At 63.0% G+C, this 22,046-nt stretch carries 20 protein-coding genes, 3 tRNA genes and 3 rRNA genes; 6 read left to right on the top strand and 20 right to left on the bottom strand.

What is annotated here, in order from left to right:
• Position 1 precedes the first annotated feature (1 nt).
• The 10 genes from B3T77_RS02580 to B3T77_RS02535 form a co-directional block, all read right to left on the bottom strand.
• Positions 2-78, bottom strand: a tRNA-Met gene (locus B3T77_RS02580).
• Between the two features lie 87 nt (positions 79-165).
• A 5S ribosomal RNA gene (rrf, locus tag B3T77_RS02575) occupies positions 166-280 on the bottom strand.
• A gap of 87 nt (positions 281-367) precedes the next feature.
• Positions 368-3,148, bottom strand: a 23S ribosomal RNA gene (locus tag B3T77_RS02570).
• Positions 3,149-3,347: 199 nt separating this feature from the next.
• Positions 3,348-3,423: transfer RNA gene (locus tag B3T77_RS02565), tRNA-Ala, on the bottom strand.
• An 84-nt stretch (positions 3,424-3,507) separates the two neighbouring features.
• Positions 3,508-3,584: transfer RNA gene (locus B3T77_RS02560), tRNA-Ile, on the bottom strand.
• Positions 3,585-3,805: 221 nt separating this feature from the next.
• Positions 3,806-5,266, bottom strand: a 16S ribosomal RNA gene (locus B3T77_RS02555).
• Together the 16S, 23S and 5S rRNA genes with 3 tRNA genes alongside form the textbook arrangement of a ribosomal RNA operon.
• A gap of 670 nt (positions 5,267-5,936) precedes the next feature.
• On the bottom strand, positions 5,937-6,137 hold the full coding sequence (locus tag B3T77_RS02550) for a hypothetical protein (protein ID WP_284877043.1): 201 nt from the start codon (positions 6,135-6,137) through the stop codon (positions 5,937-5,939).
• A 54-nt stretch (positions 6,138-6,191) separates the two neighbouring features.
• Positions 6,192-6,482, bottom strand: coding sequence for a DUF167 domain-containing protein (locus B3T77_RS02545; protein ID WP_165114635.1), 291 nt, complete (start codon positions 6,480-6,482; stop codon positions 6,192-6,194).
• Positions 6,483-6,558: 76 nt separating this feature from the next.
• Complete coding sequence (locus B3T77_RS02540; RefSeq protein WP_292076904.1) at positions 6,559-7,488, bottom strand: electron transfer flavoprotein subunit alpha/FixB family protein; 930 nt, start codon at positions 7,486-7,488, stop codon at positions 6,559-6,561.
• A gap of 1 nt (position 7,489) precedes the next feature.
• Positions 7,490-8,254: an electron transfer flavoprotein subunit beta/FixA family protein gene (locus tag B3T77_RS02535; RefSeq protein ID WP_292076902.1), complete on the bottom strand. Its 765-nt coding sequence runs from the start codon at positions 8,252-8,254 to the stop codon at positions 7,490-7,492.
• A 116-nt stretch (positions 8,255-8,370) separates the two neighbouring features.
• Between B3T77_RS02535 and B3T77_RS02530 the strand changes: the two genes are divergently transcribed.
• On the top strand, positions 8,371-8,715 hold the full coding sequence (locus B3T77_RS02530) for a hypothetical protein (protein ID WP_055755047.1): 345 nt from the start codon (positions 8,371-8,373) through the stop codon (positions 8,713-8,715).
• A 10-nt stretch (positions 8,716-8,725) separates the two neighbouring features.
• On the opposite strand, the gene B3T77_RS02525 is transcribed toward B3T77_RS02530, so the two are convergent.
• Positions 8,726-9,298: a cob(I)yrinic acid a,c-diamide adenosyltransferase gene (locus B3T77_RS02525; protein WP_292076875.1), complete on the bottom strand. Its 573-nt coding sequence runs from the start codon at positions 9,296-9,298 to the stop codon at positions 8,726-8,728.
• 2 nt (positions 9,299-9,300) lie between these two features.
• Positions 9,301-9,504, bottom strand: a complete 204-nt coding sequence (locus B3T77_RS02520) for a twin transmembrane helix small protein (protein ID WP_271042164.1) — start codon at positions 9,502-9,504, stop codon at positions 9,301-9,303.
• Between the two features lie 157 nt (positions 9,505-9,661).
• Here B3T77_RS02520 and B3T77_RS02515 point away from each other — a divergent pair, with 157 nt between their 5' ends.
• Positions 9,662-10,816 carry a hypothetical protein gene (locus B3T77_RS02515; protein ID WP_292076862.1) on the top strand — a complete coding sequence of 385 codons (1,155 nt, stop codon included), beginning with the start codon at positions 9,662-9,664 and terminating at the stop codon, positions 10,814-10,816.
• A gap of 7 nt (positions 10,817-10,823) precedes the next feature.
• Here the strand turns inward: B3T77_RS02515 and polA are convergent, their stop codons facing one another.
• From polA to B3T77_RS02490, 5 genes are all read right to left on the bottom strand, one after another.
• Positions 10,824-13,736 (bottom strand): DNA polymerase I, encoded by a 2,913-nt coding sequence (gene polA / locus B3T77_RS02510; RefSeq protein ID WP_292076859.1) that lies wholly within the window; start codon positions 13,734-13,736, stop codon positions 10,824-10,826.
• A 37-nt stretch (positions 13,737-13,773) separates the two neighbouring features.
• Positions 13,774-14,391 carry a DUF6655 family protein gene (locus B3T77_RS02505; RefSeq protein ID WP_017505427.1) on the bottom strand — a complete coding sequence of 206 codons (618 nt, stop codon included), beginning with the start codon at positions 14,389-14,391 and terminating at the stop codon, positions 13,774-13,776.
• Positions 14,391-14,831, bottom strand: coding sequence for a VOC family protein (locus B3T77_RS02500; protein WP_292076856.1), 441 nt, complete (start codon positions 14,829-14,831; stop codon positions 14,391-14,393). The genes B3T77_RS02505 and B3T77_RS02500 overlap by 1 nt, the downstream gene beginning before the upstream one ends.
• An 81-nt stretch (positions 14,832-14,912) precedes the next feature.
• Positions 14,913-15,152, bottom strand: a complete 240-nt coding sequence (locus B3T77_RS02495) for a zinc-finger domain-containing protein (protein ID WP_017505425.1) — start codon at positions 15,150-15,152, stop codon at positions 14,913-14,915.
• A gap of 56 nt (positions 15,153-15,208) precedes the next feature.
• Positions 15,209-15,502, bottom strand: coding sequence for a hypothetical protein (locus B3T77_RS02490; RefSeq protein ID WP_284877050.1), 294 nt, complete (start codon positions 15,500-15,502; stop codon positions 15,209-15,211).
• 185 nt (positions 15,503-15,687) lie between these two features.
• Between B3T77_RS02490 and B3T77_RS02485 the strand changes: the two genes are divergently transcribed.
• On the top strand, positions 15,688-16,662 hold the full coding sequence (locus B3T77_RS02485; protein ID WP_055809533.1) for an ABC transporter ATP-binding protein: 975 nt from the start codon (positions 15,688-15,690) through the stop codon (positions 16,660-16,662).
• Here B3T77_RS02485 and B3T77_RS02480 read toward each other — a convergent pair.
• From B3T77_RS02480 to B3T77_RS02470, 3 genes are all read right to left on the bottom strand, one after another.
• A complete protein-coding gene (locus B3T77_RS02480; protein WP_292076848.1) occupies positions 16,659-17,540 on the bottom strand; it encodes an alpha/beta fold hydrolase in 882 nt (293 codons plus the stop codon). The genes B3T77_RS02485 and B3T77_RS02480 overlap by 4 nt on opposite strands.
• 64 nt (positions 17,541-17,604) lie before the next feature.
• Complete coding sequence (locus B3T77_RS02475; protein WP_292076846.1) at positions 17,605-18,114, bottom strand: D-glycero-alpha-D-manno-heptose-1,7-bisphosphate 7-phosphatase; 510 nt, start codon at positions 18,112-18,114, stop codon at positions 17,605-17,607.
• Positions 18,111-19,187 carry an AGE family epimerase/isomerase gene (locus B3T77_RS02470; protein WP_292076844.1) on the bottom strand — a complete coding sequence of 359 codons (1,077 nt, stop codon included), beginning with the start codon at positions 19,185-19,187 and terminating at the stop codon, positions 18,111-18,113. The genes B3T77_RS02475 and B3T77_RS02470 overlap by 4 nt, the downstream gene beginning before the upstream one ends.
• A 176-nt stretch (positions 19,188-19,363) precedes the next feature.
• Between B3T77_RS02470 and B3T77_RS02465 the strand changes: the two genes are divergently transcribed.
• From B3T77_RS02465 to B3T77_RS02455, 3 genes are read left to right on the top strand one after another with little or no spacing between them, the layout of a single operon-like run.
• A complete protein-coding gene (locus B3T77_RS02465) occupies positions 19,364-20,527 on the top strand; it encodes a DegT/DnrJ/EryC1/StrS family aminotransferase (protein ID WP_292076842.1) in 1,164 nt (387 codons plus the stop codon).
• 4 nt (positions 20,528-20,531) lie between these two features.
• The gene (locus B3T77_RS02460; protein ID WP_292076840.1) at positions 20,532-21,464 is read left to right on the top strand and encodes a Gfo/Idh/MocA family protein; all 933 of its coding nucleotides are present in this window, start codon (positions 20,532-20,534) and stop codon (positions 21,462-21,464) included.
• Between the two features lie 47 nt (positions 21,465-21,511).
• Positions 21,512-22,015 (top strand): hypothetical protein, encoded by a 504-nt coding sequence (locus tag B3T77_RS02455; RefSeq protein ID WP_045810938.1) that lies wholly within the window; start codon positions 21,512-21,514, stop codon positions 22,013-22,015.
• The last annotated feature ends 31 nt before the right edge of the window (positions 22,016-22,046 follow it).

Here is a 22,046-nt window from a genome sequence, read left to right as displayed (position 1 = left end):
TTGGGTGCGGGAGTAGGATTTGAACCTACGACCTTCAGGTTATGAGCCTGACGAGCTACCGGGCTGCTCCATCCCGCGGCAAACGGTAGTGTATCGTGAAGGAAGAACGGTTCGAGAAGGACCGCGATTGCGGTGTTTGTTCATCATCGGCTGTCCGCCTGGTAGACCCGGCGGCGACCTACTCTCCCGCGCCTTGAGACGAAGTACCATTGGCTCTGGAGGGCTTAACGACCGAGTTCGGAATGGGATCGGGTGGGGAACCTCCGACATAGCCACCAGGTCAACCAGGGGGACAGCGGATGATGAGAAGACATTGTCTGAGATTGCTCTGGTCAAGGAGCAATCATCGAATGAGTTTTGCTGAGAAACGATCAAACCGATCGGATTATTAGTACCAGTAAGCTTCATGGGTCGCCCCACTTCCACACCTGGCCTATCAACGTGGTAGTCTTCCACGATCCTCAGCGAAGCCTTGTTTTGAGGTTAGTTTCCCGCTTAGATGCTTTCAGCGGTTATCTATTCCATACTTAGCTACCCTGCTGCACAGCTGGCGCCATGACAGGTACACCAGAGGTATGTCCATCCCGGTCCTCTCGTACTAGGGACAGATCCTCTCAAGCTTCGAACACCCACGGCAGATAGGGACCAAACTGTCTCACGACGTTCTGAACCCAGCTCACGTACCACTTTAAATGGCGAACAGCCATACCCTTGGGACCTGCTCCAGCCCCAGGATGTGATGAGCCGACATCGAGGTGCCAAACTTTGCCGTCGATATGGACTCTTGGGCAAAATCAGCCTGTTATCCCTAGAGTACCTTTTATCCGTTGAGCGATGGCCCTTCCACTCGGGACCACCGGATCACTATGGCCGACTTTCGTCTCTGCTCGACTTGTCAGTCTCGCAGTCAGGCGGGCTTATGCCATTGCACTCGACGACCGATTTCCGACCGGTCTGAGCCCACCATCGCGCGCCTCCGTTACACTTTAGGAGGCGACCGCCCCAGTCAAACTACCCACCACGCCATGTCCCGGGACCGGATAACGGCCCTCGGTTAGACGTCAACGACAGTAAGGGTGGTATTTCAAGGACGACTCCACCAGAGCTGGCGCCCCGGTTTCATAGTCTCCCACCTATCCTACACATACGGTCGCTAACGCCAAGGCGAAGCTATAGTAAAGGTTCATAGGGTCTTTCCGTCTGACCGCGGGAACCCCGCATCTTCACGGGGAATTCAATTTCACTGAGCCTATGCTGGAGACAGTGGGGAAGTCGTTACGCCATTCGTGCAGGTCGGAACTTACCCGACAAGGAATTTCGCTACCTTAGGACCGTTATAGTTACGGCCGCCGTTTACCTGGGCTTCAGTTCGACGCTTTCACATCTCCCTTTAACCTTCAGGCACCGGGCAGGCGTCAGACCCTATACGTCGCATTGCTGCTTCGCAGAGCCCTGTGTTTTTGCTAAACAGTCGCTACCCCCTGGCTTGTGCCACTCAGTCCTGCTTGCGCAAGGTGAGTCACGCTTATTCCGAAGTTACGCGTGCAATTTGCCGAGTTCCTTCAGCATAGTTCTCTCAAACGCCTTGGTATGCTCTACCTGACCACCTGTGTCGGTTTCGGGTACGGTCTCTGCTGGAGTTATTTCCTGGGACAACGCCCCCGCACACACAATCCAATAAGTGGGTACGAGTTAAGCCATCCGTCACTTCCAGCTGGTGCAGGAATATTTACCTGCTTCCCATCGACTACGCTTTTCAGCCTCGCCTTAGGGGCCGACTAACCCTGCGCAGATTAGCTTTACGCAGGAACCCTTGGTCTTTCGGCGAGAGTGTCTCTCACACTCTTATCGTTACTCATGTCAGCATTCTCACTTCCGATACCTCCAGCCAGGCTCACGCCTGACCTTCACCGGCCTACGGAACGCTCCGCTACCGCTTGCAGTAAACTGCAAACCCATATCTTCGGCGCACGGCTTGAGCCCCGTTACATTTTCCGCGCAGGATCGCTTGATCAGTGAGCTGTTACGCTTTCTTTAAAGGATGGCTGCTTCTAAGCCAACCTCCTGATTGTCAAAGCAATCCCACATCGTTTCCCACTTAGCCGTGACTTGGGGGCCTTAGATGATGGTTAGGGTTGTTTCCCTTTTCACGACGGACGTTAGCACCCGCCGTGTGTCTGCCCGATAGTTCTCTTGGGTATTCGGAGTTTGGTTAGTATTGGTACCGCTCGCGCAGCCCGCAACCATCCAGTGCTCTACCCCCCAAGGAATTCGTCGGACGCTCTACCTAAATAGATTTCGCGGAGAACCAGCTATGTCCAGGTTTGATTGGCCTTTCACCCCTATCCACAAGTCATCCCAGAATTTTTCAACATTCACGGGTTCGGTCCTCCAGTTGGTGTTACCCAACCTTCAACCTGCTCATGGATAGATCACCTGGTTTCGGGTCGTCATACGTCGAACTTAGCGCCCTATTCAGACTCGCTTTCGCTGCGCCTACACCTAACGGCTTAAGCTTGCTCGACACATGAAGTCGCTGACCCATTATACAAAAGGTACGCCGTCACCGCGCTTGGCGGCTCCGACTGCTTGTAGGCTTCCGATTTCAGGATCTGTTTCACTCCCCTTGTCGGGGTGCTTTTCACCTTTCCCTCACGGTACTTGTTCACTATCGGTCGTAGAGGAGTACTTAGGCTTGGAGGGTGGTCCCCCCATGTTCAGACAGGATTTCACGTGTCCCGCCCTACTCGAGTCTCTTGCTGTTTGATGACTACGGGGCTTTCACCCACTATGGCCGACCTTTCCAGATCGTTCGTCTTTATTTCACAAGAGCACTGGCCTGGTCCCGGTTCGCTCGCCACTACTACGGGAGTCTCGGTTGATGTCCTTTCCTCCGGGTACTGAGATGTTTCAGTTCCCCGGGTTCGCTTAATGAAGCCTATGTATTCAGCTCATTATACCTTTTAACAATCCGCCAATCGCTGCTTCCGAAGAAACAGAGTTGGAAGACTGTAAAGGTGGGTTTCCCCATTCGGAAATAACCGGATCAAAGGGTGCTAGCGCCTCCCCGGTTCTTATCGCAGCTTGCCACGTCCTTCATCGCCTCTCTACGCCAAGGCATCCGTCAGAAGCCCTTCAACGTTTGATCGTTTCTCAGCAAAACTCATGCTTGGTTTATTCCGCCCGACTGGAAAGATGCCGGGGGACCAAGCCTGATTTTTGTCAGACAATGTCTTCTTCTCGAACAAGACCTAAAAGCTCAGGGGAGCCGGTCACGTTCTTCCTTTACGATATCAATGCCAGCCGGCGAGCGCCGACGGGCAATTCTTGATGCGATCACAAGATCCTGGTGGAGCCAGACGGAGTCGAACCGACGACATCCTGCTTGCAAAGCAGGCGCTCTACCAACTGAGCTATGGCCCCATTCCATCAGGAACAGTGCGAAGCCCAGGAGAGCTGTCGGCGATGCCGTCTTGAGGCTGAGAACCCCCAGCGAACCAGAAGTCCTGGTAGGCCCGGGCAGACTCGAACTGCCGACCTTACGCTTATCAGGCGTACGCTCTAACCACCTGAGCTACGGGCCTATGGCAGCGACAGCCGGGTCATAGACACCCAGGCTCGCGATCGCGTCACCAACTCAACGACCCGTATGGTCGAGGCGTCGATGACGAAAGTGGAAAGAGAAACGGAGACGGCGGCGTTCCGCCGTTTGTGCCTAGCGCTATCGCATTGCTGCTTGAGCGCATCAGCTATTGGAGCCTCAATAGACAGTCTCGTGAGAGACGGCCTGGAGAAGCATCCTTAGAAAGGAGGTGATCCAGCCGCAGGTTCCCCTACGGCTACCTTGTTACGACTTCACCCCAGTCGCTGACCCTACCGTGGTCGCCTGCCTCCTTGCGGTCAGCGCAGCGCCTTCGGGTAGAACCAACTCCCATGGTGTGACGGGCGGTGTGTACAAGGCCCGGGAACGTATTCACCGCGGCATGCTGATCCGCGATTACTAGCGATTCCAACTTCATGCCCTCGAGTTGCAGAGGACAATCCGAACTGAGACGACTTTTAAGGATTAACCCTCTGTAGTCGCCATTGTAGCACGTGTGTAGCCCACCCTGTAAGGGCCATGAGGACTTGACGTCATCCCCACCTTCCTCCGGCTTAGCACCGGCAGTCCCATTAGAGTTCCCAACTAAATGATGGCAACTAATGGCGAGGGTTGCGCTCGTTGCGGGACTTAACCCAACATCTCACGACACGAGCTGACGACAGCCATGCAGCACCTGTGTCCTAGTCCCCGAAGGGAAAGCCAGATCTCTCTGGCGGTCCAGGCATGTCAAAAGGTGGTAAGGTTCTGCGCGTTGCTTCGAATTAAACCACATGCTCCACCGCTTGTGCGGGCCCCCGTCAATTCCTTTGAGTTTTAATCTTGCGACCGTACTCCCCAGGCGGATTGCTTAATGCGTTAGCTGCGTCACCGAAATGCATGCATCCCGACAACTAGCAATCATCGTTTACGGCGTGGACTACCAGGGTATCTAATCCTGTTTGCTCCCCACGCTTTCGAGCCTCAGCGTCAGTAATGAGCCAGTGTGTCGCCTTCGCCACTGGTGTTCTTCCGAATATCTACGAATTTCACCTCTACACTCGGAGTTCCACACACCTCTCTCATACTCAAGACACCCAGTATCAAAGGCAATTCCGAGGTTGAGCCCCGGGATTTCACCCCTGACTTAAATGTCCGCCTACGCTCCCTTTACGCCCAGTAATTCCGAGCAACGCTAGCCCCCTTCGTATTACCGCGGCTGCTGGCACGAAGTTAGCCGGGGCTTCTTCTCCGGGTACCGTCATTATCGTCCCCGGTGAAAGAATTTTACAATCCTAAGACCTTCATCATTCACGCGGCATGGCTGCGTCAGGCTTTCGCCCATTGCGCAAGATTCCCCACTGCTGCCTCCCGTAGGAGTTTGGGCCGTGTCTCAGTCCCAATGTGGCTGATCATCCTCTCAGACCAGCTACTGATCGTCGCCTTGGTGAGCCTTTACCTCACCAACTAGCTAATCAGACGCGGGCCGCTCTAAAGGCGATAAATCTTTCCCCCGAAGGGCACATTCGGTATTAGCACAAGTTTCCCTGAGTTATTCCGAACCTAAAGGCACGTTCCCACGTGTTACTCACCCGTCCGCCACTAACTCCGAAGAGTTCGTTCGACTTGCATGTGTTAGGCCTGCCGCCAGCGTTCGCTCTGAGCCAGGATCAAACTCTCAGGTTGAGTTGACTTCTGACCTAAGCTTAAAGACCACCGAAGCGGTCTTGGCATTAGTTCTACGTATTTTATTGACGAGTTCCCACGTCATCGATCCGAAGACCGACGCATGGTATCTTTTCAAAAAGACCGCAGATAGTCAGTGTCGTATGATGACCTTCTAGGGTCATCGCAAGAACACCGCCGCCTGCGTTTCTCTTTCCAAATCAACAATGTCAAAGACCTGGAACCTCCGAAGAGGCCCGACCGTTTAGCGCCGTGTCGTCGGCGGAGGCGGCGATTTAGAGAACCGCAAACCCCGTGTCAACCGCTCTTTTCAGAGATCTTTCGGAGAGAAGAGCGAACCCTTCAGACCGCAAGAAACCACCGGAGGAAAGCGAGGCTTACCTCTGAAAACCCGTCGGCGATTCGATTGGAGCGCGGAACCTAGTTAAACCAACCGATGAAAGCAAGAAGTTTTTCGCTTCTTTCTTCCGTGGGACCTTGGAGACTTTCACCCCCGCGGCCCCGTCGGCCAGCCCGTTTCCGAGCGAGGCGGCTCTATACGGAGAGGCTGATTTGTCAGCAAGCGGATTCTGATGAGATTGGGGAAGTTTCTCGCAGACTCATGATCGTCGATCAGGAATCGCAGTCCCCGAGCCTGTTCGGGGCCAGCAAATCCGGGCGCTTCGCCTTTTCAGGCCCCGCCGAGACGCGACATCAGCTCTGGATCCTGCTCGGAAGCCGCGACCTCATTATCGAAGGCGCGTTGGGCGTCCGCCTCTTCCGAGAAAGTCGCCGGGTCGGACAGCCGCAGGCTTGAGACCCTATAGACATCGTCCTTCTGCTCGAGCGTGACGCCGCTGCGGGCGTGGAGGATGCGGGCGTCCATCGTCATTGGGCTGGTCTCCTGTTCCGATGCAGAACGCATCAATCGGCCGGATGGCTCTCCTCAATCGCCAGAAAGACCGTCGACGAGGCGCGAGCGCAGCTCTTCGTCATCCAGTCCCTGCACGACGATCATTTTCGAGCGCGACTGTCCGCCGCGTCCCACGCTGATCGACGACTTCGGCACGCCAAGGCTTTTGGCCAGCATCCGGATCAGGGCGTCGTTGGCCTCTCCCTCGATCGGACGGGCGCGGACGCGCACCTTGAGCACGGGTCGTCCCTCGGCGTCGGTCGCCCAGCCATCAATGCGATCGGCCGCAGCGCCGGGCTGCAGCCTTACAGGCAAGTTCGCCATGCGGTCCTCTACGGGCAAGAAAAAGGGCGCGGCTCCGATCGGCGCCGCGCCCTCTTCAGATCGATTCGACCTGGGCCTAGCCCAAGGCGGCCATCAGTTCCGGCACCACCGTCTTGTAGTCGCCGACCAGACCATAGTCCGCGACCTGGAAGATCGGGGCGTCCGCGTCCTTGTTGATGGCGACGATGGTCTTGGAGTCCTTCATCCCGGCCAGGTGCTGAATCGCGCCCGAGATGCCGATGGCGATGTAGAGCGCCGGGGCGACCACCTTGCCGGTCTGACCGACCTGATAGTCGTTGGGCGCATAGCCGGCGTCGACCGCCGCGCGCGAGGCGCCGATGGCGGCCCCCAGCTTGTCGGCGAGCGGCTCCATCACGGCATGGAACTCGTCCGCCGAGCCCAGGGCGCGACCGCCCGAGACGATGATCTTGGCGGCGCCCAGTTCGGGCCGGTCCGACTTGACCATTTCCTCGGACACGAAGGCCGTCTTGGGCGCATCAGCGCCGGCGACGCTCTCGACCGGCGCCGAACCGCCCTCAGCCGCGGCGGCGAAGGCGGTCGGGCGCACCGTGATCACCTTCTTGCCGTCGGCCGACTGGATCGTCTCTAGCGCATTGCCGGCATAGATGGGGCGCACGAAGGTATCGGCCGACACCACCTCGATGATGTCCGAAATCGGCGCGACGTCCAGCTTGGCGGCCAGACGCGGGGCGAAGTTCTTTCCGTCCGTGGTCGCAGGTGTCAGCATGGCGTCGTAGCCCCCGGCCAGCGGCAGGACGGTCGCCTCAACCGCCTCAGCCAGCATCTTGCCCAGACCGGCGCTATCAGCCAGCAGCACCTTGCGGACGCCCGCGATCTTGGCGGCGCTATCGGCGGCGGCCTGCGCCCCCTGCCCCAGGACCAGGACGTCGACATCGGACGACAGGCCCAGCGCGGCGGTCACGGTCTTGTGGGTGGTGTCGCGAACGGTCGAACCGTCGTGATCGGCGATGACGAGGACAGCCATATTACAGCGCTCCCGCAGACTTGAGCTTGGAAACCAGTTCGGCCGCATCGGCCACCTTGACGCCGGCCGACCGTTTGGGCGGCTCGGTGACCTTGATGACCTTCAGACGGTCGGCGACATCGACGCCGTAGTCGGCGACCGCCTTCATGGCGATCTCCTTCTTCTTGGCCTTCATGATGTTCGGCAGGGAGGCGTAGCGCGGCGTGTTCAGCCGCAGGTCCACCGTCACCACCGCCGGCAGTTCGGCGGCGATCGTCTGCAGGCCGCCATCGACCTCGCGCGTGACCGTGGCCTTGCCGGCATCGATCACCAGCTTGCCGGCGAAGGTCGCCTGCGGCCAGTCCAGCAGGGCGGCCAGCATCTGACCCACCGCATTGTTGTCGCCGTCGATCGACTGTTTGCCCATCAGGACCAGGTCGGGCCTTTCTTCCTCGACCACCGCCTTTAGCAGCTTGGCGACCGCCAGCGGCTCAAGATCCGTGTCCGACTGAATCAGCAGACCCCGATCCGCGCCCATGGCCAGCGCCGTGCGGATGGTTTCCTGCGCCTGGGTGACGCCGATGGAGACCACGACGATTTCCGTCGCGGTGCCAGCGCCATGGTGTTCCTTGCCTTCCTTCAGACGAACCGCCTCTTCGACGGCGATCTCGTCGAAGGGGTTCATGCTCATCTTGACGTTGGCCAGATCGACGCCTGACTGATCCGCCTTGACGCGGGCCTTGACGTTATAGTCGATCACCCGTTTGACGGGGACGAGTACCTTCATGGGTCTATCCGTGAAATCGCCTGAATGTGTGGGCAGGACATGGAGCGGTCGCGAAGGCCTGTCAACGTAACGTGGGGTCAAGCTGTGGCTTCGATCCCTATCCAACGGACCACGAGATGAAGCGTTTCCTGACCTTTCCCCGCCTGGCGATGATCTTCTTCGGCCTGTTCGGCATCACGGTCGTCGGGATTTTCGCCTTGCAGGACTATTGGGTCGCGCCCGGCAAACGCTGCGAGGCGGCCGGAAAATGGTACGACATGGAAAGCCGCATCTGCGCCCAGCCTATCTCCATCGCCCAGATCACCGGTCGCCCCAATGGCGTGTCGCGCGCCGAGGCTTCGGCCGAGAAGAACCGGGAGCTGGTTCGGATCGAACAGGATCTCGCCGCCCAGAGCCGCGCCCGAGCCGCAGAGGCCGAGCGTCAGAAAGCCGCACTGGCGGCGGCGCGTCCCGCCGCCTGACCGGTTTCGCCTAGCGGGTCGCGCCGGGCTTCCATTTGATGTCGCTGGCGCCGTTGGCGTTGGCGCGTCGAGCCGCGACGAACAGATGGTCGGACAGGCGGTTCAGATATTTGACCGCCTCGACGTTCACGGCCTCGCCGTTCTCGATCAGACGCACCGCCTCGCGTTCGGCCCGTCGGCAGACGGTGCGCGCGACATGCAAATGGGCCGACAAGGGAGCGCCGCCCGGCAGGATGAAGCTGTCGAGCGCCTTCAGGTTCTCGTTCATCCAGTCGATTTCCTGCTCTAGCCGCGCAACCTGGCTCTCGACGATGCGCAAGGCCTCCCAGGCCGGCGGCGGGTCCAGAGGCGTGGCCAGATCGGCGCCCAGGTCGAACAGCTCATTCTGGATCCGGCCCAGCATGGAGTCGATCCGGTCGTTCTGGCCGCTGTTCAGCCGGGCGACCCCGATCACCGCGTTCAGCTCATCCACCGCGCCATAGGCCTCGACCCGGGCATCGCTCTTGGACACAGGCGCGCCGGACGCCAGCCGCGTGCGACCGTCATCGCCCGTGCGGGTATAGATCTTGTTCAGCGTCACCATGATCAGGTTCCCTGCGTCGCCTTCCACATCATGCCGACGACCAGCAGGATGACGGCCACCGCCTGAAGCCCGACGCGCAGCCGCATCAGCTTGTTGGAATGGCTGCGCGCATAGTCCCCGCCCCGGAACAGCGAATAGAGGCCGAAGCCCAAGGTGATCGTCACGGCCAGGATCGCGAGGATGATCAGAATGTCGAAAATCTGCATGCCGCCGTTCTAGACCCGGATCGCCGTCACGCGCCAGCGCAGCGCTCAAAGCCATTGTCCGGCGCGCAGGATCGAACGGCAGAAGTTCGCCGACCGCAGATATTTTATTTCCCGAGCTAAGCCATTTGGTGACGATTGTTGGCGTAACGTCAGCGCCATGACTGATCGCGCCGTCCGCAACCTGGAGCACCTCAAGAGCTCGGCCTCCACAGCTCGCGTGCTGAATCTGCTGCGCGTGTGGGAGGAGAACGGCGACAGCGCGCCCGACGGCGCCGTGCGCAATCCCGACTGGGCGGCGCGTCCGATCTTCCGTACGGCGGCGCTGAACCGCGCCCTGATCATCAAACATCGTCTGCGGCGCAATGAGACCGATCTGTTCACCGGCCGACGCCAGGTCGCGACTAAGGTCGTCATCCCCATCGACGATGCCGACTTGAAGACCGGCGGCCGATACGTCTTCGTCAATCAGATCGGCTTCGAGCGGATGATGATGGAAGCGTTCGGCGTTGCGCCCAACCATCCCGACATCGAGACCCTGCGCCTGATCGACAGACTGCCGTCGCTGGACCCCTTTTTGCTGCGCGAGCAATTGCGTCGCGGCGGCCTGGACCCCTCGCCCTGCTACTTCTCGATCAGCGACAGTGATCTTCAGCGAATGCTGGCCTTCGTCCGCAGCGAGATCGAGCCGCTGGTGACGCTCAGCCTCGGCGCGGATACGGTGGCCGTGAATTCGGATTCCGCCGGGCGGATGGCGTCCAAGATTCTGTCGAACACGCCCGGCGATCAGCTGGACGCCCTGCGATTGACCCTGCGCCTGGCGCCCGAACAATATCAGGAGGGCGTCTTCTGCTGGAAAGGCTTCCTCTATTACAAGTGGACACTCGCCGCCCTGCTGGGCGAGGTCGCCGGGGTCGCCGAGGCCGTGCGCACCATCAAGCCCGTCGGCAAGGTCGATCGCGCCGCCAAGGAATATCTGGCGCGCAGCCGCGATGTCCTGCGGGGCCGCATAATCAAGACCTGCGACGAGGTCAGCCGCACCTTGCGCGTCTATGACGACGCCTACGCCAAGCTGACCCAAGAAGGCCGCCCGATCGCCTTCCGCGACTTCCTGCTGGACGCTCCCTCCATGTTCGCCAAGCTGGGTGACCAACTAGGCGCCGTCCAGCACATCGTCAGCTACTGGCGCTTCCGCTTCGGCCCGTCGGCCTCTCCGGTGAACGTCGAGGAGCTGATGGACATCTTCATGGACTTCGAAACCGGCCTGCTCGGCCGCGGCGAACTGCCCGACGACATCGGAATGATCGCCGCCTAGCCCGATCCTAGTGCGCCGCGTCCCAGTTCAACGCCGCGCGAGCATCCACCACCAGCGGAACTGTCAGGGCCACGGCTGGGTCCGACGCGTTTTCCATCACGCGTTTGATGACGGCGATGGCGCTGTCGGTCTCGGCTTCCGGCGCCTCGAACACCAGTTCGTCGTGGACCTGAAGCAGCATGCGCGTAGCAAGGCCCGCCTCGGTCAGGGCGGAGGGCATACGGATCATGGCGCGGCGGATGATGTCGGCGGCGGCGCCCTGGATCGGGGCGTTGATGGCGGCGCGCTCGCCGAACTGGCGCTCGGCGCCGGACTTGGAGTGAATAGCCGGGATGTGGATTCGGCGGCCGAAGACGGTCGAGACGAAGCCCGTCTGGCGCACCTCGGCCTTGGTCTTGTCCATATAGGCGCGGATGCCCGGGAACCGTTCGAAATAGGTCTTGATATAGGCCCCCGCCTCGCCCTGATCGATGCCCAGCTGATTGGCCAAGCCGAAGGCCGAAATGCCATAGACAATGCCGAAGTTGATCGCCTTGGCGCGGCGGCGGGTCTCGGACGGCATGCCCTCGACGGGAACACCGAACATCTCGGACGCCGTGGCGGCGTGAATGTCCAGCCCCGCCTTGAAGGCGCGCTTCAGCTCGGGGATGTCGCCGATATGCGCCAGCAGACGCAGCTCGATCTGGCTGTAGTCGGCGCTGATCAGGACATTGCCGGGCGCGGCGATGAAGGCCTGGCGGATTTCACGGCCGGTCTCGGTGCGGATCGGGATGTTCTGCAAGTTGGGATCGCTGGACGCCAGACGGCCCGTGGTGGCGGCGGCCAGCTGATAGCTGGTGTGCACCCTATCGGTCTTGGGATCGGCGGCCGCGGTCAAGGCGTCCGTGTATGTGCCCTTCAGCTTGGACAGCTGGCGCCAGTCCAGGATCGCGCGCGGCAGATCGTGGCTGAGCGCCAGTTCCTCCAGCACGCTGGCGTCGGTGCCCCACTGACCCGAGGCGGTCTTCTTGCCGCCCGGTAGGTTCAGTTCGCCGAACAGGATCTCGCCGATCTGGCGCGGCGAGCCGATGTTGAAGGGGCGTCCGGCGATCTCGTGGGCCTGGGCCTCCAGCTCGGCCATGCGCAGGCCGAACTCGCTGGACAGCCGCTTCAGCCGGTCGGGATCGATGCGAACCCCGTTCAACTCCATGTCCGCCAGTACCGTCGGCATGCCGCGCTCCAGCGTCTCATAGACGGTGGACAGGCTCTCACGCGCCAAACGAGGTTTCAGAATGCGCCACAGCCGCAGCGTCACATCCGCATCCTCGGCGGCATATTCCGAGGCCGGTTTCAGCGCGACGTGCTTGAAGGATTTCTGGCTCTTGCCGGCACCCGCCACGCTTTTGAACGGGATCGGCTCGTGGCCCAGGTGCAGGCGCGCCAGCTCGTCCATGCCGTGGCCGTGCAGTCCGCCCTCCAGCACATAGGAGATCAGCATGGTGTCGTCATAGGGCGCGACGCGGATGCCCAGGCGCGCCATGACGGCGATGTCGTATTTGGCGTTCTGAAGCACCTTCAAGACCGACGGGTCTTCCAGCAACGTCTTCAGCTTGGCCAGGGTCGTGGGCTTGTCCAGCTGATGGATCGGCTCGGGCGCCTCTCCCGCTTCGCCAAAGAGACCGCCCTCGCCGGCCTGCGGCTCGTGCTCATGCGTCAGGGGGATGTAGCAGGCCGCGTTCGGCCCCACCGCCAACGACACGCCGCACAGGCCCGCATGGGTCGCCGACAGCGTATCGGTCTCGGTGTCGAAGCCGACGACGCCGACCTCGGTCGCGCGCGCGATCCAGCGATCCAGGGCCTCTTCGGTCTGGACGCATTCATAGGCCGCGTGATCGAAGGTCTGGACCTCGACCGGGCCTTCGACGACCTGGCCGTAGCGAGGGGTCGCGACCGGCGCGTTCAGGTTCGGCGCGCGCTTGGGCGCAAAGGCGGAGACGTCGCTGGGTCCCGCCTTGCCGTCGCCGACGCGGCGCTGCAGCGAGCGGAACTCCATCGTCTCCAGAAAGGCCGACAGGATCGCGGGATCGGGATCGCGCACGGCGAAATCGTCAATCGCCTCGGGCGCCGGCGCATCGCAGGTCAGGCGCACCAGCTCGCGGGACAGACGGATCTGGTCGGCGAAGTCGATCAGAGTCTGGCGGCGCTTGGGTTGTTTGATCTCGCCGGCGTTGGCCAACAGGGTGTCCAGATCGCCGTATTCGTCCAGCAGCTGCGCCGCCGTCTTCGGTCCGATGCCTGGCGCGCCGGGAACGTTGTCGACGCTGTCGCCGATCAGGGCCTGCAGATCGACCATCTTCTCAGGCGCAACCCCGAACTTTTCGAAGACCTCAGGCTCGGCCAGACGCCGGTCCTTCATTGGATCCCACATCACGACGCCGCCGCCGATTAGCTGCATCAGATCCTTGTCGGACGAGACGATCACCGCCTCCCCGCCTGCATCGCGCGCCTTGCAGGCGTAGGTGGCGATCAGGTCGTCGGCCTCATAGCCGGGCAGTTCGACGCAATGCACACCGAACGCCGCCGTCGCCTCGCGCACCAGCGGAAACTGCGGGACCAAATCCTCGGGCGGCGGCGGGCGATGAGCCTTGTACTGATCGTACAGGGTGTTGCGGAACGTCTTTTCCGAGTGGTCGAAGATGGCCACCAGATGCGTCGGGCCATCCGCGCCCTTCATGTCCTTCAGCAGCTTCCACAACATGTTGCAGTAGCCCTGGACCGCGCCGACCGGCAGGCCGTCGGACTTTCTCGTTAATGGCGGCAGGGCGTGATAGGCGCGAAAGATGTAGGCCGAGGCGTCGATCATCCACAGACGCAGCGCAGGGCCGTTCTGCGTCATCTGGCGTTCGGTTTCTGGATTTTCGGGCGCAGTCGTCTCTGTCATGGCGGGAACATAGGGCTCCAAAGCCCCCGCGTCAGCGTCAGAATTCGGTCCAGCTCGATCCCGGATCGCGTTGACCCGGCTGGGCCTGCTGCTGGCCCCAGGACACGACCATGAAGGCCTTGTGGCTGCGGATGCGATAGGTGCCGATCATCGGCACCACCGCGCCCAGCGGCGCACCGGTCTTGGCTTCGTAGAGGAAGCCGGAAAACTCTGCGACCCCGACCCGGTCCCGGTGGCTGTAGACCGACAGTTCCGGCAGGGAGACGACGTTGAAGGTCTCGTTGATCGGGATCCGCATTTCGGGAATGCCGAAGACCCGCCGCATCTGCTCCAGCGACAGGGCGCCGGCGCGGATTTCGAACACGGCGTTCGCCTCGTCCTTGTTGCGGGCCAGGCTGAAACCGGCGTCCGAGATCGCGCCGCGTATCGCGCTGACGGCGTAGCGTGTGCCCTCGCCCTGGAAATAGGCGTCGTCGATGAAGACCGAAGCGCCCGTCGGCAGCGGCAGGACCAGCCCCTCGACCGCCCGGTCCGAGGCGCGCGCCAAGAGCAGCTGCTCCGTCGCCGTGCGGCCGGTGTTGCTTTCGGTGGTCGAGGCGCAGGCCGACAGCACGACCGCCGCAACCGTCAGCAGAGCCGCCGTCCGCGCCGTCATCACCAGGCGCCGACGTTCGGCATGGAGACCCAGGGCTCGGCCGGCGCCAGCGGCGCGCCTTCCTGAAGCAATTCGATGGAGATGCCGTCGGGCGAGCGGACGAAGGCCATGTTGCCGTCGCGCGGCGGACGGTTGATCGTCACCCCGCCGTCCATCAGCTTTTGGCAGGCGGCGTAGATGTCATCGACCTTATAGGCCAGGTGACCGAAGTTGCGGCCGCCCTGATACTCTTCCGGATCCCAGTTGAAGGTCAGCTCGACCTCGGGGCAGCGTTCCGCCGCCGACTGTTCCAGATTCTTGGGCGCGGCGAGAAACACGAGCGTGAACCGGCCCGCCTCGTTCTCGGTGCGGCGCACCTCCTGCAGACCCAGAAGGTCGCAATAGAAGTGCAGCGAGGCGTCGATGTCCTTTACCCGGACCATGGTGTGCAGATAGCGCAAGGCTCGTCTCCGTCCGAACAGCGTGTCAGCCGTCTATAGACCCAACCGCCGCAACACCGCGACTGAACTGAGGTTACGGTCTCAGTGGGCCTCGGGCGCGCGGGCGGCGGGGCTCAGATATTCGTTCTCGTCGTGGGCCTGGGCCGACAGGACGAAACGCCGGTCGCAATAGCCGCACTCGATGAAGTCGTCCTCGCCCATGTCCATATAGACCAGCGGATGGCCCAGGGCCCCGCCGCCGCCGTCGCAGGCCACGCGTTTGGTCGAGACGACGATCTCTTCGGGCGGCGGGATGATGGCGTCGGAATGGCGGGGAGGCATGGTCCGGTCCGGGTCTGAAAGGCTTGCGCGCTTCCTAGGCGGACCGGCCCCGAAGGTCAAACCTCGCTGGGCGCCGCCGGGCGACGGCCCAGAAGACGATTCAGCATCGCTTTGCGCTTCTTAAACAAGGTCAGGCCTAGACAGGCCGCGCCAACCCACAGACCGATCTCGCCGATCAGCAGCAGGGCGGCGCCGGCGATGGCGGCATGTGTCATCTCGATCTGATCGGTCTTGCCCGCCAGCAGCGCCAGTCCTCCACCGACATAGCCGATGGCGCAGACCGCCATGGCGACGAAGCCGATCAGGCGGGTGCGGGTCAGAGGCGTTTTGGCTTTTTGAACGGGGGTCACGGCGATCTCCATCAAGGTCGGTTGTCTTTATGACAAGCAAGCTAGACATATAGACGGGTTACGTCAAGCACCATTGACACATAGACAGGTCTGCTTGCCGGATGGTGTCGGCGAGACAGGTTGGCGATTGCGATCGTGCGCCCTACCTATGCCGCTCGCCGTCCCGTCCGAGTGAATAGCCGACCATGTCAGAGACCCCCGCCCTGCCCGACAACGCCATCGAGGTACGGGGACTGAAGAAGACCTATGCCGGGTCCAAGAAGGCTGCCCCCAAGACGGCCCTGCGCGGCGTCGATCTGGTCATTCCGCGCGGCTCGGTCTTCGGCCTGCTGGGCCCGAACGGTGCCGGCAAGTCGACTCTGATCAACATCCTGGCCGGGGTCGTGAAGAAGTCCGAGGGCTCGGTGACCATCTGGGGCCGAGACATCGATAAGGAGCCGCGCGACGCCGCCGCCGCCCTGGGCGTCGTGCCGCAGGAGATCGTCGCCGACGTCTTCTTCACCCCGCGCGAATCGCTGGAGGTGCAGGCGGGCTTTTACGGCGTGCCCAAGGACGAGCGCCGGTCCGACGAACTGCTGGCCGCGCTGGGCCTGTCGGACAAGGCCAACGCCTATGTCCGCGCCTTGTCCGGCGGCATGAAGCGCCGTCTGATGGTGGCCAAGGCCTTGGTCCACAATCCGCCCATCCTGATCCTGGACGAGCCGACGGCCGGCGTGGACGTCGAACTGCGTCGCCAGCTGTGGGCCTATGTCCGCCGCATCAACGAGGAGGGGGTGACGATCGTCCTGACCACCCACTATCTCGAAGAGGCCCAGGAGCTTTGCGACACCATCGCCATCGTCAACCGGGGCGAGGTGGTGGCCTGCGAGCCGACGCCGCAGCTTCTACGCCGTCTGGACAGCCGCAATGTCGTCGTGACCCCGGAAACGCCCCAGGCGACGCCGCCGGTGCTGGCCGGTTTCGAGGTGACACCTCGTCCGGGCGGCGCCTTCGCGGTCGCCTATAAGAAGGGGCAGTCATCAGTCGAGCAGGTCATCAACGCCGTGCGCGCCGCCGGCGTCACCATCGCCGACATCACCACCGAAGATCCGGACCTGGAGGACGTCTTCCTGGCCCTGACCTACGGCGATGCGTCACGGGTCGACCCGACCAGGGACTAATCGACCTCGGCCAGGAACTCGAAGATCGCCGCCTTGGCCTCGGCCTCGTCCAACATGGGCGCGTGGCCGATGCCGGGAACCTCGACATAGGCCATGGTTGGAGCCGCCCTCTTCATCCGCGCGGCGATGTCAGCGCTCAGCAGATCCGAGGCAGCGCCCCGCACCAGCAGCGTCGGCTTCTTCTTCGCCAGCCGCCGGAACATCGGCCACAGGTTCGGGACCAGCGCCTTAGCCCCCGCCGCTCGGATCGGCACGGCGATGTCGGGATCGTAGTCCAGCGCGATCTCACCGTCCGGCTGCTGGCGGAAAATGCGCCGGGCGAAGGCGTCCCAGTCCGCATCCGTATAGTGCGGGAAGGCCACCGAATTGATCCGCTTCGCGTAGTCCGCCGCATCGGCCCAAGAGCCGATCTCGACCGGCTGGCCGCTGTAGGCTGCGATCCGCGCCAGACCTTCCGGCGCCACCTCCGGCCCGATGTCGTTCAGGATCGCCGCGACAACCGCCTTCGGCCGCATCGTCGTCAGCGCCATGGTGATCAACCCGCCCATCGAGGTGCCAACGAAGACCGCTTTATCGATCCCGGCCTGCTCCATCAGGGCCAGCACGTCGCGCGCATAGACGTCGGGCATATAGGTCATGGGGTCGGGCGCACGGTCCGACAGGCCACGTCCACGCACATCCACGGCCAGCACCCGACGCCCGCTCTGGGCCAAAAGCGGCGCGATGGCTTCAAAATCGGCGCTGTTGCGGGTCAGCCCGTGGATGGCGATCACCGACGGCCGCGCGACGCCGGGACCGGGCGCATAATCCCGCGCAAAGAGAGAGAGGCCATCCGGCGAAGTCCAGCGGCGTTCAACGAATGGATAGGGCGCACTCATTGGCGATGTCCTCCGATTTTTGGATCAGAGTAATTCACCAGGCGAGGAAATGCGACGCCTGGTCTTAAAGACCCACCACATCGCGCACGAAAGCGTCCAGGTCCCCGCCTTCGAAGAGATAACCCGCCACCCCGGCCCGCTCTCCAGCCTGCAGATCCCGCTTCTGATCGCCGATGATGAAGGACTGCGTTGGGTCCAGATCGTGCTCGGCGATGGCGCGCAGCAACATGCCCGGATTGGGTTTGCGATCAGGGTGGTCGGGATGGCGATAGCGCGCCTCGATCGCCTCGGGATGGAAGGGCGCGGAATAGACGGCGTCGATGATCGCGCCCTCCTCGGCCAGCCGCGCGACCAGCAGAGCGTTGAAGGCGTTCATCGTCTCTTCGCTGAACAGGCCCCGCGCCACGCCCGACTGGTTCGTCACGATCACGGTGCGATAGCCGGCCTCGTTCATCCGCCGCACCGCCGCCGCCGCGCCCGGGATCAGCGTCAGATGCTCCGGACGATGCGGATAACCGCTGTCCTCGATCAGCACCCCGTCCCGATCCAGAAAGGCGGCGGGCAGGCCGGTCATGCGTCGCTCCGAAGCAGTTCAGAAAAGGCGGTCATCAGGTGATAGAGGCTGGACGCCGGCGCCGCCGCATCGTGCGAGCGGCCTTCGGCGTCGTAGCTGTCCACCCATAGGCCCGGCACAATGGTGGCCAGATGCGTGTCGAACACAGAGGCGATCAACCCTGAAACGCCCGCGTCGCCAAAACTCAACCCTGTTCGAATGGCCTCGGTCTGGGCCCACAGACGCCGTCCACCATCCAGCACCTCTCCCGTCGGGCCGATCTCGCGGATGGCGAATCCGTCGCGGTAACCCTGCGTTGCCGTCCGACGATGCAGCGCCGTGGCCAGATCTGAATCGTCCCCGGCCTGCTTAAGCAGCCAGGCCCATTCTTCGAGGTGGCCCGGCTCGATCACATGACCCGTCGCCGGATCGGCGGACCAATTCTCGGTGAAATATTCGCGAATGGCGCCGTCGATCAGGAAGCGGTGTTTGCACAGGTCCAGCGACACCCGCGCCGCCGCTTCGAACGCTGGATCGGGCGCAATCGCCTGCCAGGCCAGCATCGCCTCCAGCATATGCATGTGGGGATTTTGCCGACGCGGCAGGCGTGGCGGCAGGGCCTCCTCCCATCCTCCATGCGAAGACGCCATCAACCGATCGATCGCAGCCAGAGTCTCAAGCGCCAGAGGCCGCGCTCGCGCATCACCAAGAACGCGATGCGCCGCCGCGAGCGCGAACAGGACGAAGGCCAGGTCGTAAAGATCAGGCGTCTCATCGACCACCACGCCGTCGTCATCGGTTGCCGAGACCCAAAGGCCGTCGTCACGTCGGCGATCGGCTATCAGTTGATCCAGCCCGGCCTTGGCCACCGCACGGCCCTGCGCCCAGCCCAAGGCGGCCGTTTCGCAGAAGACATAGACCTGGCGTGCCTGAACCCGCGTCCGACGACGAAGTCCGGTCACCGGCCGGCCGTCGAAATCCAGTTGCTCGAAGAACCGCCCATCGGCGTCCACACCCCGCTCGGCCCACAGCGGCAGGGCATGGTCGAACAGCCAGTTCGAGACCCTGGTCCGGGCGGCGGAAAGCGTCGTCATGGCGCTGGCTTAAGACGCAAGCCGACGGGCGCCAAGACCTGTGTGCGGTAGCAAAGGGCAACGCGATGTGACGCCGCGCGATTTGGCCCGCGCGCCCGATCTTGCTAGGACGACCCGACATTCGCGGCCCGCCTGTCCGGCCGCCGCCCCCGATTCCCCCGTGGAGAGCGTCCCCCATGATCCCCTTCATCGACCTTCAGGCCCAGCGCCAACGCCTCGGCGGCAAGATCGAGGCCGCCGTTCAGGAGGCCGTCGTGGGCGGCGCCTGGGTCATGGGTCCGCAGGTCCGCCAGTTCGAGGCCGACCTCGCCGCCTTTGGTCAGGCCAAGCACGCCTTGGGCTGCGGCAACGGCACCGACGCCCTGATCCTGCCGTTGATCGCCTGGGGCGTCCGCACCGGCGACGCCGTCTTCTGTCCCAGCTTCACCTTCACGGCCACGGCCGAGGTCGTGCCGTGGCTGGGCGCCTCGCCCGTGTTCGTGGACGTCGACGCCCAAACCTACAATATGGACCCGGCCAAGCTTGAGGCGGCCATCAAGGCGGTCAAGGCCGAAGGTCGCCTGACGCCCAAGGTGGTCATCGCCGTCGATCTGTTCGGTCAGCCCGCCGACTATCCCGCCATCCGCGCGATCTGCGACCGCCACGGGCTGAAGCTGATCTCGGATTCGGCGCAGGGCTTCGGATGCACCCTGAACGGCGATCATCCGCTGAAGTGGGCTGATGTCACCACGACCAGCTTCTTCCCGGCCAAGCCCCTGGGCTGCTACGGCGACGGCGGGGCGGTGCTGACCGACGACGACGATCTGGCTCAGGAAATGGATTCCCTTCGCGTGCACGGCAAGGTCGTCGCCAAGGACCTGAAGGCCGGCGCCGCCGCCTTCGCCCACGATCCCAAATATCTGGCCATGCGCATCGGCATGAACAGCCGGCTGGACACCATCCAGGCCGCCATCCTGATCGAGAAGCTGAAGGTCTTCGGTCAGGAGATCGAATGGCGCAACCGGATCGCCGCCCGCTACAACGAACGCCTTGCGCCCCATGTCTCGGCCGTGCCCCACGTCATCGACGGCGGGGTTTCCATCTGGGCGCAATACACGATCGAGCATGAGGACCGCGACGGGCTGGCCGCGCACCTGAAGGATCAGGGCGTGCCCACCGCCGTCTATTATCCGGTGCCGATGCACATGCAGCCGGCCTATCAGCGCTTCCCGCAGGGCGCGGGCGGCCTGCCGGTCACCGAACGGCTGAGGAATCGGGTCCTCAGCCTGCCGATGCACGCCGATCTGGACGAGGCGACCCAAGACAAGGTCGTCGCCGCCGTCGCCAGCTACAAGGGCTAAGCCGATGCCGAACACCCCCGCCCTCAAGATCGGCGTCGCCGGCGTCGGCGTCATGGGCCGCAACCATGCGCGCGTCGCCTCCGAGATGCGCGAGTTCGACCTGACCACCGTCTTCGATCCCGATGCGGTGACGGCCGAGGGCGTCGCCGCCGCCTATGGCGCATCGCCCGTCACGACGGCCCAGGCCTTCGTCGACGCCGGTCTGGACGCCGCCATCGTCGCCACGCCCAACCGGTTCCATGCCGAGATCGGCGTCGCCCTGCTGGAAAAGGGCGTCCACGTCCTGGTCGAAAAGCCGATCGCCGCCAGCGTCGCCGACGCCCAGCGCATGATCGATGCAGCCAAGGCCAATGACCGCGTTCTGATGGTCGGTCAGGTCGAGCGCTTCAATCCGGCGGTCGAAACCGTCAAGCGCGCCGTCGCCGACGACGACATCATCTCGATTCAGATTACCCGGGTCGGTCCCTTCCCGCCCCGCATGGGCGAGGTCGGCGTGGTCATCGATCTGGCCGTGCACGACATCGACATCATCCGCCACCTGACGGGCTCCGAGATCGTTGAGGTCCAGCCGCAACTTGCCCGCACCCGCGCGGATCGCGAGGACACGGCCTTGCTCCAGTTCCGCCTGGACAGCGGCGTGATCGCCCACATCACCACCAACTGGGTGACCCCCTACAAGACCCGCACCCTGCAGGTCGCGACCAAGACCAAATTCATCGTCGCCGATCTGATCACGCGCCAGGTCACCGAATATTTTGGCCAGCAGCCGGACGGCTCCTATTCGACCCGGATGCTGAACAGCTGGCCGGCCGAGCCGCTGAAAAAGGAGCTGGAGGCCTTCGCACGCGCCATCACGACCGGCGAAACGCCGGCCATCACTGGCGAGGATGGCCTGCGCAATCTCGAGGTCGCGCTGCGCTGCCTCGGCGAGCACTGATCGGATCAGGCCCCGTTCTCGCCGCAAAACCTGAGGAAGAGAGACGTATGCGCCGTATCACCGCCACCGCTCTCGCCCTGATCGCCGTCGGTTCGGCGGCGGCGCCCGCCCATGCGGACACCCGCTACCTGGCCTATAATGCGTCGGACCGGATCACCCAGGCGCTGACCAAGGGCGTCACCTTGCAGGTGCGGCGCGGTCTCTTCGGCGCGGTGCAGGTCGAACGTCTGTTCTCCACCACCGCGCGCGGCACGGCAGGTTTCACACGCGGCGGACCGGACGCCGCGCGACGCGTCCTGCCCCAGGGCGCCGAGGAAAACGATATCTACGCCATCGATCAGGACGGCGACGGCCGTGGCCTGTCGCGCGCCCTGTGTCCCGGCGCCGACGAGGTCTGGCTGATCATGGGTCGCGTCCGCGCGCCCCGTCCCCTGACGATGCAGGCGGTGGGTCGGTGGTCGGACGGCGCCTATCGGCACTGCGTGACGCTCAGCTACGACTGGCGCGGCGAATGGGCGACAGCGCCGCAGGCGCAAACGCCGCGAGACTGATCCGCGTCCAGACTGTTTCATAATCAGCACG

Source organism: Brevundimonas sp. UBA7838 (genome assembly GCF_002500885.1).
GTDB classification, from domain to species: domain Bacteria; phylum Pseudomonadota; class Alphaproteobacteria; order Caulobacterales; family Caulobacteraceae; genus Brevundimonas; species Brevundimonas vesicularis_C.
This window is presented reverse-complemented; position numbering and strand designations above follow the sequence as displayed.

Coding starts and splice junctions, on each gene's coding strand:
- B3T77_RS02550 (WP_284877043.1), bottom strand. CDS start 6,137: ATGACGATGGACGCCCGCATCCTCCACGCCCGCAGCGGCGTCACGCTC.
- B3T77_RS02545 (WP_165114635.1), bottom strand. CDS start 6,482: ATGGCGAACTTGCCTGTAAGGCTGCAGCCCGGCGCTGCGGCCGATCGC.
- B3T77_RS02540 (WP_292076904.1), bottom strand. CDS start 7,488: ATGGCTGTCCTCGTCATCGCCGATCACGACGGTTCGACCGTTCGCGAC.
- B3T77_RS02535 (WP_292076902.1), bottom strand. CDS start 8,254: ATGAAGGTACTCGTCCCCGTCAAACGGGTGATCGACTATAACGTCAAG.
- B3T77_RS02530 (WP_055755047.1), top strand. CDS start 8,371: ATGAAGCGTTTCCTGACCTTTCCCCGCCTGGCGATGATCTTCTTCGGC.
- B3T77_RS02525 (WP_292076875.1), bottom strand. CDS start 9,298: ATGGTGACGCTGAACAAGATCTATACCCGCACGGGCGATGACGGTCGC.
- B3T77_RS02520 (WP_271042164.1), bottom strand. CDS start 9,504: ATGCAGATTTTCGACATTCTGATCATCCTCGCGATCCTGGCCGTGACG.
- B3T77_RS02515 (WP_292076862.1), top strand. CDS start 9,662: ATGACTGATCGCGCCGTCCGCAACCTGGAGCACCTCAAGAGCTCGGCC.
- polA (WP_292076859.1), bottom strand. CDS start 13,736: ATGACAGAGACGACTGCGCCCGAAAATCCAGAAACCGAACGCCAGATG.
- B3T77_RS02505 (WP_017505427.1), bottom strand. CDS start 14,391: ATGACGGCGCGGACGGCGGCTCTGCTGACGGTTGCGGCGGTCGTGCTG.
- B3T77_RS02495 (WP_017505425.1), bottom strand. CDS start 15,152: ATGCCTCCCCGCCATTCCGACGCCATCATCCCGCCGCCCGAAGAGATC.
- B3T77_RS02485 (WP_055809533.1), top strand. CDS start 15,688: ATGTCAGAGACCCCCGCCCTGCCCGACAACGCCATCGAGGTACGGGGA.
- B3T77_RS02480 (WP_292076848.1), bottom strand. CDS start 17,540: ATGAGTGCGCCCTATCCATTCGTTGAACGCCGCTGGACTTCGCCGGAT.
- B3T77_RS02475 (WP_292076846.1), bottom strand. CDS start 18,114: ATGACCGGCCTGCCCGCCGCCTTTCTGGATCGGGACGGGGTGCTGATC.
- B3T77_RS02470 (WP_292076844.1), bottom strand. CDS start 19,187: ATGACGACGCTTTCCGCCGCCCGGACCAGGGTCTCGAACTGGCTGTTC.
- B3T77_RS02465 (WP_292076842.1), top strand. CDS start 19,364: ATGATCCCCTTCATCGACCTTCAGGCCCAGCGCCAACGCCTCGGCGGC.
- B3T77_RS02460 (WP_292076840.1), top strand. CDS start 20,532: ATGCCGAACACCCCCGCCCTCAAGATCGGCGTCGCCGGCGTCGGCGTC.
- B3T77_RS02455 (WP_045810938.1), top strand. CDS start 21,512: ATGCGCCGTATCACCGCCACCGCTCTCGCCCTGATCGCCGTCGGTTCG.